At 57.1% G+C, this 18,726-nt stretch carries 15 protein-coding genes; 6 read left to right on the top strand and 9 right to left on the bottom strand.

Translation table 11 applies throughout. The features are described from left to right. Nucleotides 1–31 precede the first annotated feature (31 nt). The 6 genes from AC2TDJ_RS17670 to AC2TDJ_RS17645 form a co-directional block, all read right to left on the bottom strand. Nucleotides 32–1,741 carry an ABC transporter ATP-binding protein gene (locus AC2TDJ_RS17670; protein WP_480843987.1) on the bottom strand — a complete coding sequence of 570 codons (1,710 nt, stop codon included), beginning with the start codon at nt 1,739–1,741 and terminating at the stop codon, nt 32–34. Between the two features lie 5 nt (nt 1,742–1,746). Then, entirely contained in the window at nt 1,747–2,697 is a 951-nt protein-coding gene (locus tag AC2TDJ_RS17665) for an ABC transporter permease (RefSeq protein ID WP_480843986.1), read from the bottom strand. After that, nucleotides 2,694–3,671, bottom strand: a complete 978-nt coding sequence (locus tag AC2TDJ_RS17660; RefSeq protein WP_480843985.1) for an ABC transporter permease — start codon at nt 3,669–3,671, stop codon at nt 2,694–2,696. The genes AC2TDJ_RS17665 and AC2TDJ_RS17660 overlap by 4 nt, the downstream gene beginning before the upstream one ends. Nucleotides 3,672–3,737: 66 nt before the next feature. Beyond that, nucleotides 3,738–4,658 carry a glutathione S-transferase family protein gene (locus AC2TDJ_RS17655; RefSeq protein WP_480843984.1) on the bottom strand — a complete coding sequence of 307 codons (921 nt, stop codon included), beginning with the start codon at nt 4,656–4,658 and terminating at the stop codon, nt 3,738–3,740. Nucleotides 4,659–4,662: 4 nt separating this feature from the next. Further along, nucleotides 4,663–6,228, bottom strand: coding sequence for an ABC transporter substrate-binding protein (locus AC2TDJ_RS17650; RefSeq protein ID WP_480843983.1), 1,566 nt, complete (start codon nt 6,226–6,228; stop codon nt 4,663–4,665). Between the two features lie 145 nt (nt 6,229–6,373). Beyond that, nucleotides 6,374–7,954 (bottom strand): ABC transporter substrate-binding protein, encoded by a 1,581-nt coding sequence (locus tag AC2TDJ_RS17645; protein WP_480843982.1) that lies wholly within the window; start codon nt 7,952–7,954, stop codon nt 6,374–6,376. Nucleotides 7,955–8,305: 351 nt separating this feature from the next. Here AC2TDJ_RS17645 and AC2TDJ_RS17640 point away from each other — a divergent pair, with 351 nt between their 5' ends. Beyond that, nucleotides 8,306–9,094 (top strand): aldolase/citrate lyase family protein, encoded by a 789-nt coding sequence (locus AC2TDJ_RS17640; RefSeq protein WP_480843981.1) that lies wholly within the window; start codon nt 8,306–8,308, stop codon nt 9,092–9,094. Nucleotides 9,095–9,244: 150 nt separating this feature from the next. On the opposite strand, the gene AC2TDJ_RS17635 is transcribed toward AC2TDJ_RS17640, so the two are convergent. Continuing rightward, a complete protein-coding gene (locus tag AC2TDJ_RS17635; RefSeq protein ID WP_480843980.1) occupies nt 9,245–10,003 on the bottom strand; it encodes a helix-turn-helix transcriptional regulator in 759 nt (252 codons plus the stop codon). A 169-nt stretch (nt 10,004–10,172) separates the two neighbouring features. On the opposite strand from AC2TDJ_RS17635, the gene AC2TDJ_RS17630 reads away from it, so the two are divergent. The 5 genes from AC2TDJ_RS17630 to AC2TDJ_RS17610 all read left to right on the top strand — a co-directional run bounded on the left by AC2TDJ_RS17630 (nt 10,173) and on the right by AC2TDJ_RS17610 (nt 17,015). Beyond that, entirely contained in the window at nt 10,173–11,264 is a 1,092-nt protein-coding gene (locus AC2TDJ_RS17630) for a pyridoxal phosphate-dependent aminotransferase (RefSeq protein ID WP_480843979.1), read from the top strand. Further along, nucleotides 11,261–12,871, top strand: a complete 1,611-nt coding sequence (locus AC2TDJ_RS17625) for a thiamine pyrophosphate-dependent enzyme (RefSeq protein ID WP_480843978.1) — start codon at nt 11,261–11,263, stop codon at nt 12,869–12,871. Before AC2TDJ_RS17630 ends, AC2TDJ_RS17625 begins: the two co-directional genes overlap by 4 nt. An 11-nt stretch (nt 12,872–12,882) precedes the next feature. After that, the gene (locus tag AC2TDJ_RS17620; RefSeq protein ID WP_480843977.1) at nt 12,883–13,740 is read left to right on the top strand and encodes a DEAD/DEAH box helicase family protein; all 858 of its coding nucleotides are present in this window, start codon (nt 12,883–12,885) and stop codon (nt 13,738–13,740) included. Nucleotides 13,741–13,766: 26 nt separating this feature from the next. After that, complete coding sequence (locus tag AC2TDJ_RS17615; RefSeq protein ID WP_480843976.1) at nt 13,767–15,260, top strand: aldehyde dehydrogenase family protein; 1,494 nt, start codon at nt 13,767–13,769, stop codon at nt 15,258–15,260. Nucleotides 15,261–15,359: 99 nt separating this feature from the next. Continuing rightward, nucleotides 15,360–17,015 carry a sulfatase-like hydrolase/transferase gene (locus AC2TDJ_RS17610; RefSeq protein ID WP_480843975.1) on the top strand — a complete coding sequence of 552 codons (1,656 nt, stop codon included), beginning with the start codon at nt 15,360–15,362 and terminating at the stop codon, nt 17,013–17,015. A 38-nt stretch (nt 17,016–17,053) separates the two neighbouring features. Here the strand turns inward: AC2TDJ_RS17610 and AC2TDJ_RS17605 are convergent, their stop codons facing one another. After that, a complete protein-coding gene (locus AC2TDJ_RS17605; RefSeq protein ID WP_480843974.1) occupies nt 17,054–17,884 on the bottom strand; it encodes a class II fructose-bisphosphate aldolase in 831 nt (276 codons plus the stop codon). Continuing rightward, complete coding sequence (locus AC2TDJ_RS17600) at nt 17,881–18,723, bottom strand: 5-deoxy-glucuronate isomerase (RefSeq protein WP_480843973.1); 843 nt, start codon at nt 18,721–18,723, stop codon at nt 17,881–17,883. Before AC2TDJ_RS17600 ends, AC2TDJ_RS17605 begins: the two co-directional genes overlap by 4 nt. Between the last annotated feature and the right edge of the window lie 3 nt (nt 18,724–18,726).

Here is an 18,726-nt window from a genome sequence, read left to right as displayed (position 1 = left end):
AACTCCCGGCAGCGCCCTTTGAACCTTACAGCTACGCCTCAACTCCCAGGCCTTCTACCGAAAGGTCATCGAGTTTTGGCATCAGGGTCAGCAGCTCTTGGGCGTATTCCGTTTGCGGTTTGGCAAACAGGTCATCTGTTTTCTGAATTTCGACCATCTGGCCTTGCTTCATAACCGCAACCCGATCGCACATCTGGCGCACGACCGGCAGGTCATGGCTGATGAACAGCATGGTCAGTCCCAGATGTTCCTGCAGGTCTTTCAGGATGTTCAGAATTTGCGCTTGAATGGAGACGTCCAGCGCACTGGTCGGCTCATCGCAGATCAGAAACCGCGGCTGTGTCGCCAGCGCACGGGCAATCGAAATCCGTTGCCGTTGGCCGCCCGAAAATTCGTGCGGATATTTCAAACCGGCCTCGGAGCCCAGCCCGACCTGATCCAGCAACTCATCCACGCGGCGTTTCACATCGCTGCCCTGCATCAGGCGATGATGGCGGATTGGCTCAGCCACGATATCGTCGACTCGCATGCGCGGGTTCAGCGAGGAATACGGATCCTGAAAGATCATCTGGATGTTCTTGCGATAGGCGTCCAGACCGGCTTTGTCGCTCAGGTCGCTGACCACTTTACCGTCAAAGGTAATGGTACCCCCGTCGACCGGATAAAGCCCGGCAATCATGCGCGCGACCGTTGATTTTCCGGACCCCGATTCCCCGACAACGCCGAAGACTTCGCCGGCCTGAATGTCAAAACTGACATTGTCCACGGCGGTGAAATAAGTGCGATCCCACGGCAGCAGGCCACGGCGTTGCAAGAAGTGTTTCGAGATGTTGCGGATTTCGAATACCGGCTTGGTTGTATCGTTTTTCACCTTGGGCCAATGACGCGCCATATCCTCGATGGCGAAACGGGTTTCGCGACCGCCATAGCTGATCTGCGGGAAGCGATGCAGTTTCAGCGTCGGACGCGGTACCGCAGCGATCAACGACTTGGTGTAGGGATGATCGGGGCGGCCCATGACCCGTGAGGTAGGGCCGCTTTCTACCACCTTGCCGTCATACATTACGGTAACCCGATCCGTTGTGTCCGCGATCACGCCCATGTCATGGGTGATCAGAATGACGCCCACCTGACGCTCGCGTGCCAACTCCTTGATCAGGTCCAGGATTTGCGCCTGCACGGATACGTCCAGCGCTGTTGTCGGTTCGTCCGCGATAATCACATCGGGTTCGGTGCAAAGCGCCAGCGCGATGACCACCCTCTGTCGCATCCCGCCCGAGAACTGGTGCGGGTACTGGTCCAGCCGCGTGTCCGGGTCGGGGATGCCAACCCGATCGATCAGCGCCCGGGCCCGATCATTGGCCTCTGCTTCGGAACCACCCAGATGAGCCTGGATCGTTTCGGTCAGTTGCTCGCGCACAGTGAAAAGCGGGTTCAGCGAAGTCAGAGGGTCCTGAAAGATCATCGAGATTTTCTTGCCGCGCAAACCCCGCATTGCCTCGGCATCAAGCCCGCTGATCTGCTCTCCGCCCAGTTTGATCTCGCCGCTGGCGATACGACCGGGGCGATCCAGCAGGCCCATGACCGCCGCCCCAATGGTGGATTTACCGGCACCGGATTCACCGACCAGCCCGTGGATTTCACCGGGTTCTACGGAAAGATCCGCGTGATCCACTGCCGTAAAAAGCTTGCGGCGGGTCGGAAACTCAACGGTGAGGTTCTGGATTGTAAGAAGGCTCATCAACGTCACCGTAGTTTGGGATTCAGCGCATCGCGCAGCCAGTCACCCAGCAGGTTGACCGACAGGGCAAGGGCCAGCAGCGTGCAGGCCGGGAAGAACAGGATCCACCACTCACCCGAGAACAGGAAACCCTGACCGATGCGGATGAGCGTGCCCAGTGACGGCTGGGTCGGAGGAGCCCCCACGCCAAGGAAGCTGAGCGTCGCCTCGGCAATAATTGCCAGCGCCAGTGAGATCGTGGCGATCACCAGCACCGGACTCAGGACGTTGGGCAGGATGTGCCGGAACATGATAGGGACTGACCCGCGCCCGATCAGGCGCGCGGCTTGCACGTATTCCTTGTTCTTTTCGACCAGCGCTGCACCGCGTACGACGCGCGCGAATTGCACCCAGTCGGACAGGGCGATCGCGATTATCAGCACGTATATGGCCATCTCGTCACGGTATTCCGGCGGGGTCACGCCCTTGGCGATCCCGAAGATGAGCATCGCCACCAGTATGGCCGGGAAGGTCAGCTGCACATCCGCGATGCGCATGATCAGCGTCTCGATCCAGCCGCCGAAATAGGCGGCCACAAGCCCGAGTACCACTCCGATGATCATGGCGAGCAGCACTGCGGACGCACCTACGAAAAGCGATATCCGCATTCCATAAAGTATGGTCGAGAACACATCGCGCCCCTGATCATCGGTGCCCAGCAGGAACGTATCCTGCGTGAAGGCATTCGGCGTACCAGGTGGGGTAAAGCCGTTCATCAGGTTCAGGGTCGCCGGGTCGAACGGGTTATAGGGCGCAATCAGCGGCGCGAAAATCGCAGCAAGAACAAGGATCACCACCACCAGTGAGGCGACGATTGCCACAGGCGAGTGGCGGTAGGACCATGCGAAATCGCTGTCCCAGAACTTGGCAAAGCGCGATTTGGGCGCAGCCTTTTGGGTTTCTGTGATATCGGTCATGTGGCCCTCGCGTCGACACGCAGGCGCGGGTCAATGGCATAGTACAGAAGATCGACGATCAGATTGATCGTTACGAACATCACCGAGATCAGCATCAGATATGCGGCCATCACAGGGATATCGACGAACTGAATTGCGTTGATGAACAGCAACCCGACACCGGGCCACTGGAATACTGTCTCGGTGATGATGGCAAAGGCGATGATCGAGCCAAGTTGAAGGCCCGTAATGGTGATCACGGGCACCAGAGTGTTCTTCAGCGCGTGGCGGAAGTTGATCACCCGGTCCGACAGTCCGCGCGCGCGGGCAAAGCGGACATAATCGGCGCGCAATACTTCGAGCATTTCGGATCTCACCAACCGCATGATCAGCGTCATTTGATACAGGCCGAGTGTAATTGCCGGCAGAATCAGCGCCTTAAGGCCGGATGCGGTCAGGAACCCGGTAGACCAATTGCCGATCATCACGGTCTCACCCCTACCGAAACTTGGCAACAGGTCAAGCTCGACCGAGAAGATGTAGATCAACAAGATACCGATCAGGAACGTGGGTAGCGAGACCCCGATCAGACTGACCGTCATGATGATATTTGCTGCAACACCTTGTCGTCGTATGGCGGTGAAGACGCCCAGAGCAATGCCCATCGTGATGGCCAGAAATCCCGACACAAATGCCAGCTCCAGTGTTGCAGGGGCGCGTTCGGCGATAATCGTGGAAACCGGGCGGCCTTGCCGGTAAGAGACGCCGAAATTCCCCTGAACCGCGCCTTGCAGAAACTTGAAGTACTGGACCGGAAAGGGTTGATCCAGGCCAAGTTCGGTTCGCAGCCGGTCTATGTCGGCCTGCGTACGTTCCTGCCCAAGCATGTTGTCAATCGGATCGCCGACAAAGCGAAACATCGAAAATGCCACCAAGCCCACGACCAACAGCACGATCACGGACTGGAACATTCTGCGGATGATATATGCGAACATTCTTCTTCCTCGTTGGTCCGTCTGTCTATGCTTTCACCGACCGGGCGGTCAAGACATCAGCATAACTCATGATCCACGATTATGTGGCGTGTCCCAGTTGACGTCGGGCCCCAGCGGTACGATGCCCAGCGGATTGCGTAGTTCCGACTGAGAAAAGTAACCCGCTTTATAGATGTCGAACTTGACGGTTCGGGCAATCTCCGGCCGGGCATACAGATCACGCGCATATCCCCATAGGTTTGGATAGTCGGTCAACCGGCGCAGGTTGCATTTGAACGCATAATGATAGGCGACATCGAACCGTGCGAGGGTCGGGAACAAACGCAAGTCTGCTTCAGTCAGGATGTCTCCGCACAGAAATCGGTGTTCGGCAAGATGCGTTTCCAACTCATCCAACATTTCGAACACGTCCCGAACGCCGGCCTCATAGGCGGTTTGGGTTCGTGCGAAACCGGCCCTGTAAACCCCGTTGTTGAGGCGCGGGTAGATTTTGGCATTCCAGCTTTCGATCATTGGCAACATGTCAACAGGAGCCAGGTTCGGCCCGAAATTGGGTAGCGTTCCCAGCGCACGGACCAGATCTGAAGATTCATTTGAAACGGCTTTGTTTTCAATCCGGTCCCAAAGCAACGGCACGGTGATCCGTCCTGTATAGGCTGGATCAACGCGGGTATAGACTTGATGCAGGGCTGTTGCGTCGAACAGCCCGTCGGCACCTTCCGAGAACACCCAACCATCCGCTGTGCGACGAGGGTTGGCATAGGCCACGGTAATCAGGTCCTCCAAGCCCTTAACGGCGCGCGTCAGAAGAACCCGGTGAGCCCACGGGCAGTTCCATGCCGCATAAAGATGGAAGCGGCCCGTTTCATACGGGCCTTCGGGCAGCGGGTGGCGGATGGTCGAAGCCTGACGGCGGTATTCGCCGTCAAGCTGCGTGTCAGGGGCGGGGTCTTCGATGTGATAAACGCCCGCGATCATCAGTCCCATCGGATCAGTTCACCGTGACCCAGCGCAGGATCAAAAAGTTGTCCGGGCGTTGCGTCAGTTCGATATTGCCGCGTGTCCCCCAGACCAGAGGCTGAACGTACATGGGAACATAAGCCTGCTCGTCCTGAATGATCCGGGCCGCTTCGTCCAGCATGGCCTGTCGCTTATCTGCATCCAGTTCGGACTGGATCATCGGCAACAGCTCGTCGATCCGCTCGTTCGAGAAGCCACCGAAATTCCAGCTGCCGAGTTTCTTCTCTTCATTGGGGGTCGCAACCAGAAAGCGCACAGGATGTTCGGCGTCAAAGGTCCCCGGACTCCAGCCCAGCAGGTACATGTCGTAGTTGTCCTCGCGCAGCTCGGGCCAGTAATTCCGGACCGGCATTGCCTCCAGTTCTGCGGTTATCCCGATCTGAGCCAGCATACCAACCACGGCCTGACAGACGGCCTCATCATTCAGATACCGGTCGTTCGGGCATTTCAATCCGAACGAAAACCCGTCGGCATAGCCCGCCTCTGCCAGCAAAGATTTCGCCGCTTCGGGGTCAAATGCGGGACGTGCGGCATTGGCCGATGAATACCCGCTCATTGCCGGGCTGACGAGTTGCGACGCAGGCGCGGCACTCCCACGCATGATGGTGGCCAGTATGGCATCGACATTGATGGCCTGCGCCACTGCCTGCCGAACGCGCGGGTCACGGAACGGGTTCGGTTTGCCGGCGTCAGCAGTATATTTCAACGCCTCGGCATCGTGGTCAAAACCAAGCATGATTACGCGTGCTTCGATGCCCTGAATGACGTTGACATCGGCATTACCTTTCAGTCGGGCAACGTCCTGAATGGGAACCGGATTAATCATGTCCACGTCACCGGACAACAGGGCTGCCACCGCCGTTGCCGGGTTCTGGATCGGATTGAATTCGGCTCGGGTGATGTTGTGCTCGGGTTCTCCCCACCAACCCTCAAAGGGTTCGAGCACGGTTTTGAGCCCGGGTTCGCGCGCGGTGACTTTGAAGGCTCCGGTGCCGTTTGCGTTGATGGTCGCGTAATTGCCGGTTTCCTTGTCAGGGACCACGGCATCATTCGCTTCGGTCCAGCCCTGATCCATGATCATCCAATTGGCGATCGAAGACGGGAAAAGGGGATTGGGCGCAGTTGTCATGAAATCGACGGTATAGTCGTCGACAACCTTCACCTCGCTGATCGGGGCAAACCAACTGCGGGTGTCCGCCGCTTCGCTGGACGCGCGCTGATAGCTGAACAGGACGTCCTGAGCGTCAAAGCTGCTTCCATCGTGAAAAGTAATTCCCTCGCGCAGCCTGAACCGCCAGCCTTCGCCGTCACCGATGGGCTCCCAACTGACGGCCAGTGCAGGCTCGACGGTCATATCCTTGCCGCGGCGAACCAATCCTTCGTAGACATTGTTGAGAAATCCCAGAACCGCAGCGGAGTTGACCGCGTGCGGGTCCATTGTTTGTGGATCGGTGGTTGATGCCCATTTGAACTCGGCGGCCTGCGCAGCCCCTGCCACCAGCATGGCAAGACCAACGACGCTGTTCCTGAGGATCATGGCGAAAACTCCCTGTTTGTCCCCGAACCTTCTGGCTTTTTCAGCGCCGCGTAAAGGAATTCTCACGCTGAGATCACGGGGGCGTGACCGGGATCAAAAAAAACAGGGCGCGAATTCGCGCCCTGTTTCATCAACTCGGTGATTGTCAGTTCAGTGTGAAATACTTGAACTTGGCAGTGTCATCCGGAGCGACGCCTGTGCCGACATTCGACTTCATGCCCCAATTCAGAACCTGATGGTGGATTGGGATGTAAAGCTGTTCATCCTGAACAACTTGCCAGATATCTGCGATCTGCTTGTCACGCGCCGGAAGATCGGTCTCGGACGCCAGAGCGACAATCTTGGAATCCAGATCCGGGTTGCTGTAACGCGTACCGTTCCACGAGCCGTACTTTTCACCCTTGGTATGAACCAGGAAGTTGAAAATGTACTCTGAATCATAGGTCGGAACGCCCCAGCCCAGCATGTAGAAGTCGGTTTCCAGATTGTTGATCAGCGGGAAATGCTGAGCTTTCGGTTTGGCATCCAGATTCACCGCGATCCCAATCTGGGCCAACATACCGACTGCCGCCTGACAGATCGCCTCGTCATTGATGTAGCGATCATTCGGGCAGTTCAATGTGATCGAGAACCCATCGGGATAACCAGCTTCGGCCATTAGTGCCTTGGCACCTTCGATATCCGTCGACGACGAAGCATCCATATCGGCATCCCATCCGTTCACAAACGGCGGTGAGATCATACCTGCTGGTGCCGACTGTCCGCGCATCACGACCTGTTTGATCGCATCGCGGTTGATGGCCTTGGACATGGCCTGACGCACTCGCACATCCGACAGCGGGTTCTTGCCATCGACATTGTCCGACGACAAATCGGCGTCCCCCATGTTCATCCCGAAAAAGATCACGCGGTTCTGCGGTGCAGTGCGTACATCCAGCCCGTCCGTACTTGCAACGCGCTCCAGGTCCTGAACCGGTACGTCCTGGATAAAGTCCACCTCACCCGACAGCAACGCTGCAACGCGGGTCGCCGCGTTCTGGATCGGGGTGTAGACGATCTCGGTCACCTGCATTGGGAACTCGTCTTTGCCCCAATAGTTTTCGTTCACGGACAGAACCGTCTTCACGTCGGGTTCGCGGCTGACCAGCTTGTAAGGGCCGGTTCCGTTTGCGTTCTTGGCGGCAAAAGTGTCTTCGCCACCCTCATAGTCCTGAACCTTGACCGCGTTGTTGGCCTCGGCCCAGCCTTTGTCCATCATGAACATGTTGGTCAGGTTGTTGGGCATGATGGGGTTCGGACCATCGGTTTCGATTTCAACAGTGTATTTGTCCGGTGCGCGGACCTCTTTCACTGAAGCAAGCAGTTCCTTGTAGTCGGAATCCGGCGTCATCGCGCGGTTCAGCGAGAATACCACGTCTTCACTGTCAAACTCAGCGCCGTCATGGAAGGTGACGCCCTCGCGCAGTTTGAATACCCAGACATTCGGGTTGTCTTCGGATGGTCCCCATTCTGTGGCCAGCGCAGGCACCATGGCTCCGGTCATGTCGCGCATGACCAGCGGTTCCATGATCTGGTGGGCCAACGCCGAAGTTGGACCTTCATTCTGCGCGTGCGGGTCAAGCGTCAACGCGTCACCGGCACGTGCCCAGCGCAGCGTTTCCGCCGAAGCGCCCGCCGCAAGTAGCGCAGTCGCGCTTGCCGCGATCATCAGGTGTTTCAAAGTCATCTTGGTCTCCCCAGTTTTTTGTTTGCCGCAGAGAATGCGGGTGGCCGAGTTTTTCGGCCATCATGCCCTTGATAATCCAAATCAAACCGAAAGTTGCAACACCATTGATGATGAAACCTCGTTTCCTCGGGCTTGACCGGGCGTCAGGATTTTGGTTCGAGTTTGAATGACAAGCTCATTTTCGTGCATGCGGGTTGTACGCTTAGGCCGAAAGTGACAACTATTTTGCGCAAGAAATTGTGCCTTGCGGACAATGAGCTACGCCGTTCACATCGTATTGTCCGTTTGCCTCATCCGACTTGCTGGATGCTGTTTTAGGCGCTGACGCTATCAATCTTGAACGAGGTCAACATGCCTGCACCACATAATCCTTTGAAGGCTGCTCTGAAGCGGGGCGAACTGCAATTGGGGTGCTGGCTCGGTCTGGCAGATCCTTATGCAGCGGAAATCTCGGCGACGGCCGGTTTCGATTGGCTTTTGATCGATGGTGAGCATGCGCCGAATGACCTGCGGTCGATCACGGCTCAGTTGCAGGTTCTGGCCGCTTACCCTAGTCACGCGGCCGTGCGAGCGCCCATAGGGGACACCCGGATCATAAAGCAGCTTCTGGATGTTGGGGTTCAAACAGTGCTGATCCCCATGGTCGAAAGCGCTGAACAGGCGCGTGCCCTGGTGCGCGACGTGACTTATCCACCACAGGGCGTCCGTGGGGTGGGGGCCTCGTTGGCGCGCGCGTCGCGATTTGGTGAGATAGACGACTACGTGACGACAGCGGATGATGAAATCTGCCTGCTGGTGCAAGTCGAAAACCGTGCGGGTATGGCGGCTTTGGATGAGATCCTGACCATTGATGGGATAGATGGTGTGTTCATCGGCCCGGCAGATTTGGCCGCCGATATGGGGTATCTCGGTCAATCTGATGCTGCAGAGGTTCAGCAGGTAATTCTGGACAGTATTCGCAAGATTGCCGCCGCGGGGAAAGCGGCAGGTATAATAACACTCGATCCGGCTCAACAGCGGGCTTACGTCGATCAAGGCGCAACTTTTGTTGCAACCGAGATCGACGTCACGGCTCTCGCACGCAGTATCCGACAGTCAGCCCAAAGGGCGCGGGACGGTTTGAAAGGCTCTGCAGGTTGAGGCATTCCCGGTCGAAATAATGCCTGAGCCACTCTTGCTGGCGAATGGTTGCGATCCTGCTAAGCCCGTGGATCGCCAAAAGCTGATTTTGTCCGAGAAGCTCTTAAAACAGAGGAGCTTTCTTGCAGTGCGCATTCTCGGGTCAAATGCTCAATTTCCCGGGTTGCACAATTCGAACAGTGCTGATTTTGAGTTGACGCCCAGTTTTCCGTAAGCCCGCTTTCGGTAAGTATTGATCGTGCTTGCGGCCAGGTTCAGCTCCCACGCGATAGTGTCGGTGGTTTTCCCCATTAGAATACCTTCGCAGATGTCCTTCTCGCGGGCTGATAGTGAATTGAGGGGGCTCCTTAGCTGCACTGGTTGACCGGCGGAGTAATGCAGCAAGGCGATCTTCGAAACCAGTGTCCAGAAATCGCGACGCAAGTTGTCTTCGCTGATACCAAAGTGTCCGTTTTCCTGAAAACGGTAGAAACTCATCCCCAGCACTTCGTCTCCGTCACAACACAGGACCGAAATTTTGTCCGCTATGCCTGTTTTTGTGAAAAAGTTCTGGAAATAGGAATCCGGCATCCGATCCCGAACCTCGTTCAGAGTGAGGACGCGCATCTTTCTATCCTGCTTGACCAACTGAACTTCTTCCAGCACCGGATCATCGGCATATTCCCCGCGCAAATACTTCTGAGCGATGTTTGTTGCCGATTGTTTTTGTCTCTTGCTGAACGACAGGTAACAGTGGGGGCGATCGTGTTTGTAGGAAAAGATCAGGCATTGGTCGGCTTTGACGACGCGCTCGATCAGATCAAGGAAATGAACATTGAATTCCGCCGTGCCAGCCGTCGACAGGCAGGGCGCCAGAATTTCCAGAAATTCCTGCGATTCTTTTCCGCTGAAGATGGTTTCGAGTGACATGAATTCATGATGCGGAAGTTCTTGGGCGATGGCAACGCGACAGGCGCAAGCGAGCAGTCGAAAGCAGGCCATGTCCCCTGCTGCGGGGGACAGAATGGAGTGTATCGATATGTTAGTTTCGCAACCAATGGAAACATGCGCCGGTCATGAACAGAGGACGCCGTACGGAATGAATGATGTAACATCAACGGAATACAAGGCGGGCTTGTCGGCCAAAGAGGTAGCAACGCTAACTGACGGGAAGCCGGTTACCAAGCTATCGTCAAACGAGAACCCGTTTGGCCCATCACCCAAAGCCGTCTCAGCGGCGCTTGCCACGATTGAAGAGGCCAACCTGTACCCCGAGCGCAATGACTCCGCGCTTTGCGAGGCGCTGGCGGAGTTTCATGGGCGGGGCCTGACCCCCCAGCACTTTTTCGCAGCGAACAGCGGTGTCGAAGTTCTGTCCCTGATCGAAGATGCGATCCTTGCGGATGGCGCGGAAGCCATCATTTGCCCCCCTTGTTTCGGAGCTTACGCGGCATCCTTGAATAAGAAGGCCGCAACGGTTCGCATGGTCGAGCTTGTCGGCAAGAACTATGCAGTCGATGTTGACGGCCTTCTGGACGCAGTCACGCCCGAGACCCGTTTGGTTTATCTGTGTAATCCGAACAACCCTACCGGCACGTGGTTTGGGGAGGATACTTTGACCGCTGTCATCGACAGGCTGCCCGACCACGTGACCCTGATCTATGACGAGGTCTATTACCAGTTCGCCACTGATCAGGGGTTGCCGGACGCAAGTCGTCACGTCAAAAACGGGCGCAATATCGTCATTGTGCATAGTTTTTCCAAGGCCTACGGGCTGGCTGGAATGCGCCTTGGGTATGGGATTGCCCGTCCTGAAATGGTCGCCAGAATTCAGCGCCTGAAACGGTCGTTTCACATAAACTCGGCCGGCATGGCAGCGGCAATCGCGGCGTTGGGCGATGCGGAGCATCTTACTCGAACCGTTGAGAACAACCACGCCGAACGTCCAAAACTGGCAAAGGCTCTCGAGGCGCTTGGGTTGCAGACGACGCCAAGTCAGGCCAATTTCGTGATGTTCCGATGCCCCGCTGGTCATGATGCAGATAGCCTTACGAAAGCTTTGGTCCAGCAGGCAGTCATGGTCCGGCCCGCGTTCAACCTGCCCAATCATATCCGAGCTACGGTGGGCAAACCCGAAGACAACAAGCGGCTGCTGGCTGCGCTGCAATCAGTTTTGGGAACAGAAATATGACGCAGGTTATGACAGGCGGTGAAGCGGCTGTTCTCTCGCTCCACAATCACGGAGTGAAAACAGTGTTTGGTCTGCCAGGTGTGCAGAACGACTGGTTGTATAATGCATTCTACGACCATCGTTCGAAGTTCCGGATCATTCATACAAGGCACGAACAGGGCGCGGCCTATATGGCGCTAGGCGCATCGCTGGCGACGGGGGACAAATCGGTTTTCAACGTTGTTCCGGGGCCGGGATTGCTGAACGCAACTGCCGCCCTGTCCACCGCATATGCACTGAACGCCAAGGTTTTCTGCCTGACCGGACAAATCTCATCGCACAAGATCGGTAAGAAGATGGGTGAGTTGCACGAGATCGAGGGGCAACTGCAAATCCTTGGCAACCTGACAAAATGGGCGGCAAGGGCCAATGATCCCGCAAGTATTCCCGTTCTGATCAACGAGGCGTTTCGCCAGATCGAATCCGGCCGCCCTCGGCCGGTCGGCTTGGAAATACCGATGGATATTCTGGCCGCGCAAGGGCCCGTTGACCTGAACCAGAAATCGGCAGAACCCGATATTCCACCGCTGGATGAAGAGGCACTGGACCGGGCTGCCGCGCTGTTAGGACAGGCGGAAACACCGATGATCTTTGTCGGCAGCGGAGCAATGGACGCCAGCCCGGCTGTTCGTAGGCTCGCCGAAGCATTGCAGGCGCCTGTTGTGGGCTACCGGACCGGGATGGGGATTGTGGATGCACGCAGCCCGTATTCGCTGCATCTGCCCGCGGCCCGGCCCCTGTGGGACAAGGCGGATGTGGTTCTTTCAATCGGCAGCAACATGCGGGTGCCGATGGGCAAATGGGTCAAGGGGCATCAACCGGATATTATCCGGATTGATACCGACCCCAATACTCACGAGCTTTTTGCGCACCCAAAAATCGCAGTTACTTCGCGCGCCGAAACCGCAGTGCCATTCCTGTTGGAGCGGCTTGAACACCACAATCGCGGGCGCGCCTCTCGTCAGGATGAGCTGCTTGAGGCCAAGGCGGATTGGGCGAAACGCTCCGCCATACTCGAACCGCAGATCACCTATCTGAATGTCATTCGGGAAGAGTTGGAAGAAGAGGGGGTTTTTGTCGACGAGCTGACACAGGTGGGCTTTGCCAGCCGCATCGTCTATCCGGTCTACAACCCGCGCACCTATATCTCGACCGGGTATCAGGGCACGCTGGGTTACGGTTTCCCAACTGCGCTGGGCGTCAAAGTGGCCCGCCCGGATGTGCCCGTGATCTCGATCACAGGTGACGGTGGTTTCATGTTCGGCGTGCAAGAGCTGGCAACCGCAGTACAGCATAAGATTCCGCTGGTGACGGTGTTGTTCAACAACAATCAGTTCGGCAATGTGCAGCAGATGCAAAGAAATAATTATGGCGGCCGTGTCATCGCAACTGATCTGGTCAATCCTGATTTCTGCCGCATGGTCGAGAGCTTTGGCGCGCAGGCCATGCGGGCAACCAACGCGGCCGAACTGCGGTCTGCGATTGCGCGGGGCATCGCAACGGACGACGTGCCCACAGTGATCGAGGTGCCCTTTGACGACATGCCAAGTGTCGATCAATTCCGCTGAGGAGATCCGGATTGAGCAACTGTATAATACCTGACGGGTCGGATTTGCGCCGGACGCTGAACGCGGCGGCCAAATCCCGCGTCGTGTTCATCGCGGGATTGCCGGGGACCGGGAAAAGCCTGCTGTTCCAGCAGCTTACAATTCTTGCGGGGGAAGCTGGTCGTGCTGTCCACACGATGCAGTGGGACGACGCCCGGCAGGCCTTCGAAAAATCGAAATGGCTGGCGTTTTATCCTGAAATCGACAACCTCACTCACCCCGGTGTGCGAAAGGCTGTTGGCTTGTGGGTGCGTCAGGGCTTGCAAAAATGGCAGGAAACGCATCCGGACCCGAAACACCTTGTGGTCATCGAGCTTCCCGTTATTGGTGGGCGTTTTATCGAGCTTTTGCACAAAGAAAACGACGCAATCGAGGACCTGTTGTCGTCAGATCAGACCATTGTCCTGGTACCCGTCCCGACGAACGCATTACGTCAGAAAATTGAAGGATTTCGGGCCGAAACGTTTTCCAACCCCCGCAACGCGCACGAAGAAAAGGACGCGCCGCCCTACATTGTTCGCGACCTCTGGCTTGCATCGCGCAGGCTGTATAACCGCTGGAACGGGCTGGAAGACGAAGACGCGCGTGACGCGCAATATGATGAAAACGTGGTTCGCGCTGTCTTCAAACACCTGTGCCGGTTTCGACGTACCGAATTGCTTGCAATCGATCAGGTTTTCCCGACGACGGGCTCTGCCTATGAGCGAACGATTCCGATTCACACAATTCGCGCTGAAGCAGGTGAAGTCGACGCAGCCTATGCAAGGCTGCAGGTTCTGTTCCCTGGGCAATCAGCGGAAAAAGCCACCGAAGGCTGGGCGGATTTTTGACGCCCGATACAGACAAAGGATCTGGCATGACCCAACTGGATCAGACGTACATTGACGACATTGCGCAAGCACCGGCCTCGAAGGCATTGAACATCATAAATGGTCAGGCCAGAGCGGCAGCCAACGGGCAAGAGCTTGAGATCACCAGCCCGATTGACGGCAGACCTTTCAGCGCACTGGCGGACAGCAGCGCAACGGATGTCGATAGCGCCGTGGCCGCCGCGCGTCAGAGCTTTGAGGCGGGCGTATGGGCGGCAATGCCTCTGGCGGTGCGCAAGAAAGTGCTCCTGAACTGGGCGGATCTGATCGAGGCCAAAGCGCTGGACATCGCTGTACTTGGTGTTCGGGATAACGGTACGGATATCCGCATGGCACTAAAGGGAGAGCCTTTGTCCGCGGCAGCCACGATCCGCTATTATGCCGAGGCTATCGACAAGCGAGCGGGCGAGATTACTCCGACCGGTCCGGATGTGTTGTCACTGATCCATAAGGAACCTGTCGGCGTCGTTGGTGTGATCATTCCTTGGAACTTCCCGTTGATGATCGGCGCGTGGAAGGTCGCGCCTGCATTGGCTGCGGGGAATTCCGTGGTGATCAAGCCTTCGGAGGACGCGTGCCTGTCGACGACGAAATTCGTGGAACTGGCGCATGAGGCCGGGATGCCGCCGGGTGTTTTGAACCTTGTAAACGGTCGCGGCCCGGTTGTGGGTGAGGCGCTGGGTCTGCATATGGACGTCGATGTTATTGCCTTCACCGGTTCGGGTGTCGTCGGCCGGAAACTGATGGAGTATTCTGGACGATCCAACCTCAAGCGGGTCTATCTTGAGCTCGGAGGAAAATCACCCAATCTGGTTTTCTCGGACGCGCCCGATCTTGAGGTCGCGGCTGCCCAAACGGCGGCTTCGATCTTTCGCAACAACGGACAGGTTTGTGTCGCGGCCTCACGCCTGGCCGTGGAACGATCCGTGTATGACGAGTTTCTTGGGATGGTCTGCGCACATGCCGAAGCATTGAAAGTCGGTCACCCTTTGAAGCTTGAGTACACGACCGGCGCGCTGGCCAATGCAGCGCAGTTGAAAAAAACCGAAAAGGCCGTGGAATTGGCGCTTTCCGAAGGGGCGGATTTGTGTGCCGGTGGCAATGCTTTGCTCCCCGAAAGCGGAGGCTTCTATCATCAACCCACCGTTCTGCGGGACGTGACGCCAGACATGAGCATCGTGCAAAACGAGGTTTTCGGCCCGGTGCTGGCTGCCCGGAGCTTTGACACCGAGGAAGAGGCAATCAGGATCGCCAACGAAACGGTATTCGGGCTTTCATCTGCCGTCTGGACGTCCAACCTGTCACGGGCGCACCGATTGTCGCGGCAGATCAAATCGGGGCAGGTGCACGTCAATTGTTTTTCGGGCTCGGATATCACGTCGCCGTTGGGCGGGGTCCGGCAATCGGGTAACGGGTCCGACAAGTCGCTGCATGCGCTGGAGAAGTATGAAAACCTCAAGGCGACGTGGATACAGCTTTGATGTTGGGCGAATTGCGGTGCAAAGTGCGACGAATGTGGAAAGGCTCGCCCTGAACCACCTGAGAGCCCCTCATGTGGGGTCCAGAAGACGGAGACGCAAATGCCCAAGGCCAAAAACATACTGTTCATCATGTTTGACCAGCTACGCTGGGATTACCTGAGCTGTTACGGGCATCCTCATCTGCACACCCCTCATATCGATCGTCTGGCCAGCATGGGCGTCAGGTTCACCCGGGCCTATATCCAGTCCCCGATCTGCGGCTCTTCCCGGATGTGCTTTTATACCGGGCGCTATGCCCACAGCCACGGGGCGACCTGGAATAACATCCCTTTGAAAGTGGGAGAGGTAACACTTGGCGATCACCTGAGAAATGCGGGGATGGGATGCTGGCTGGTCGGCAAGACGCATATGTCTGCGGACGTCGAGGGGATGGAGCGTCTGGGGATCAGCAAAGACACTGTGATCGGCGCGCGGATCGCCGAATGCGGGTTTGACGTTTTCGAACGTGATGATGGGATGCGTCCGGAAGGACCCAAGGGGTTCTACGACCCCGATGGCGCGCTGAAGTACAATGCCTATTTAAAGGCCTCAGGCTATGAGGCTGACAATCCCTGGCACGACCATGCCAACTCGGGCATCGACGATGAAGGGAATGTCCTGTCGGGGTGGTTCATGAAGAATGCTTCTCGGGCCGCCAATATTGCCGAAGACGACAGCGAAACGCCTTACCTGACAAAAAGGGGTATGGATTTCATCCAGCAAGCAAAAGACCCGTGGTGCTGCCATCTGAGTTATATCAAGCCGCATTGGCCGTACATCGTTCCGGCCCCTTACAACGATATGTACGGGCCTGAACATGTTCTTCCTGCCGCGCGGTCCGAAGCCGAACGTGAAAACCCCCACCCCGTGCTGGATGCCTTCATGCAAAGCCGCGTCAGTCAGGCATTTTTGCGGGATGAGGTGCGCAACACCGTGGTGCCCGCCTATATGGGCCTGATCAAACAGGTCGACGATCAGATGGGCGTGTTGTTCAACTGGCTGGAAGAAACCGGACGTATGGAAGACACGATGATCGTGCTGACCTCGGACCACGGCGATTTTCTTGGTGATCACTGGCTGGGCGAGAAGTCATTCTTCTACGAGACATCGATCCGGGTGCCGTTGATCATCTACGATCCTTCTCCCGAGGCGGATGCATCGCGCGGAATGGTATGCGACGCGCTGGTCGAAAGCATCGATCTTGCACCCACTTTCCTGGAAATCGCCGGGGGCGACGTGGCGGATCACATCCTCGAAGGTGAGTCCTTGCTACCGATCCTGCACGGTAACTCGACAGATACGGCGCGCGAGGCGGTTTTTTGCGAGGTGGACTATACAACAAACAACGAGGCTGCTCTTCTGGGTGCATCGCCGGATCAGGCCATGGTCTACATGGTTGCGACGCGACAATGGAAGTTGATCCACTTCGAGACCGATCACCGGCCCATCCTTTTTGATCTGGAAAATGATCCCGATGAGTTGAACGATCTGGGGGCCTCGGCCGATCATCAGGACATTGTCAGGGACATGTACGATCGGTTGGGGGCCTGGTCGCGACGTATCTCGCAGCGCACGACCGTGTCGAAGAAAGACCTTGTGGCCATGCGGGAAGAGAAGGGCGGCACAGGCGTGTTGATTGGCGTCTGGGACGAGAACGAACTTCCGCCCGAACTGACGGCGAAATATGTGGGCAAGAAAACCAAGGACATGCGCTAGACGTCCTTGGTTTCCAAAATTTACAAAAATACAGTGGCTTAGGCCGCTTTGAAGTCCCGCAACACCCGACGGGTGGCAGCGACCAGCGGGTCATGTGTCTCTTTCAGGATCTGGACCCGATCGAACCTCGCAGGATCTGCGTTCACGGCCTCTCGCAGTGCATTGCCAAAGGCCATGCGCAGCTCGGTCCCGATGTTGAACTTGCAGATTTTGGACCGCCGCGCCAACGCCTGCCGTTGGGCGGACGGGACGCCCGAGCCGCCGTGGATCACCAAGGGAACCTCGGTGATGGCCTCGATGGCGCGAATGCGGGGTTCGTCGAGCCCGCCTTCCTTGTCCTGCTGCAGGTGAACGTTGCCGACCGAGATTGCCATTGCGTCCACGCCGGTTTCCCTGGCGAACTGCGCTGCCTCGTCAGGATCGGTTCCGGCCGAGCCTTCGCCGCCCGAATAGCCCACAAAGCCGATTTCACCTTCGCAAGAAACACCGGCGGCCCGCGCCATTTCGGCAATCGCAGCCGTTTCTTCGATGTTCTGGGACAAGGGCTTGCGCGAGCCGTCGAACATCACCGAACTGAATCCGCTGTCGATCGCTTCGCGACATTCCCCGACCGTGTAACCGTGATCCAGGTGAGCGACAACAGGGACCGAAGCATGTTCGGCCAGATGTCGGAACATCGCACCCAATACGGGCAGAGGCGTGTGTTCGCGGCAAGAAGGACCTGCCTGCAGGATGACCGACACGCCTTCGGCCTCGGCCGCCGCCACATAGGCGCGCATGTCCTCCCATCCCAGTGTCACCAAACCGGCAACAGCGTAATTGCCCCGCAAAGCCGGTTGCAGAACTTCGGATAACGTCACCAGGCTCATTTGAACTTGGCCACCATGTCCATGATACCGGGAATGGTGTGTAATTGCTCGGCATGGGTGGGTTGGAAATACTGCTTCAGGCTGCGTTGGCTGAGCCCGCCCAGAATGGTGAAGTAGTACATCTGGTACCCCGGCAGAACCGCGCAGGGGTGATATCCCTTGTCGATGCACAGGGTCGAGCCGTCCACAACGTGATAGGCGTCACCGGGTTCATTGTCTTCACGCTGCAACATCTGCAGCCCGGAACCGTAGTTTGGCTTGAACCTGAAATTGTAGGTCTCGTCATGCCGCGTTTCATCAGGCAGGCGGTCGGTATCGTGCTTATGACTGGGGAAACCGGACCAGCCGCCCTCACCAACGGTGTAAAGCTCGGACACCAGAAGGCGACCAACCTTGTCATGGTGGTTTGCACCAAGGATGTGTTTGATCTTGCGGTGTGTTTTCGTGTCGTCAGAGCCGTATTGCACCACGTCCAGATCGTCGGCGCGGACGTCGAAGGGTTCAAGCACCTTGTCGAATCTCGCACCGGCAATGAATGTTTCGGTTTCGTCGGACTGGCAGGTTATGCGAACTTTGGCCCCGACCGGGACATAGACACCCTCGGGTTCGCCATCCCAGACGTCAACGGTGCGATTGCCGAGGCTTTCGTAGACTGAGCCATCGACATCGACGGTCACTGTACCCGTCGCCGGCACAACGCAGGTTTCATAACCCGGCACTGCATAGTCGAACGTTTCGCCCCGGCGAAGCTTGATGATGTTGAAGTAGTTCAGGGGAACCAGATCGTGATCGACATCGACGATCGGTCTGTTCTGGTTGTCGTAGGGCGCGATATGCATGTG

The organism is Ruegeria sp. HKCCD6647-2 (assembly GCF_057221075.1).
This window is presented reverse-complemented; position numbering and strand designations above follow the sequence as displayed.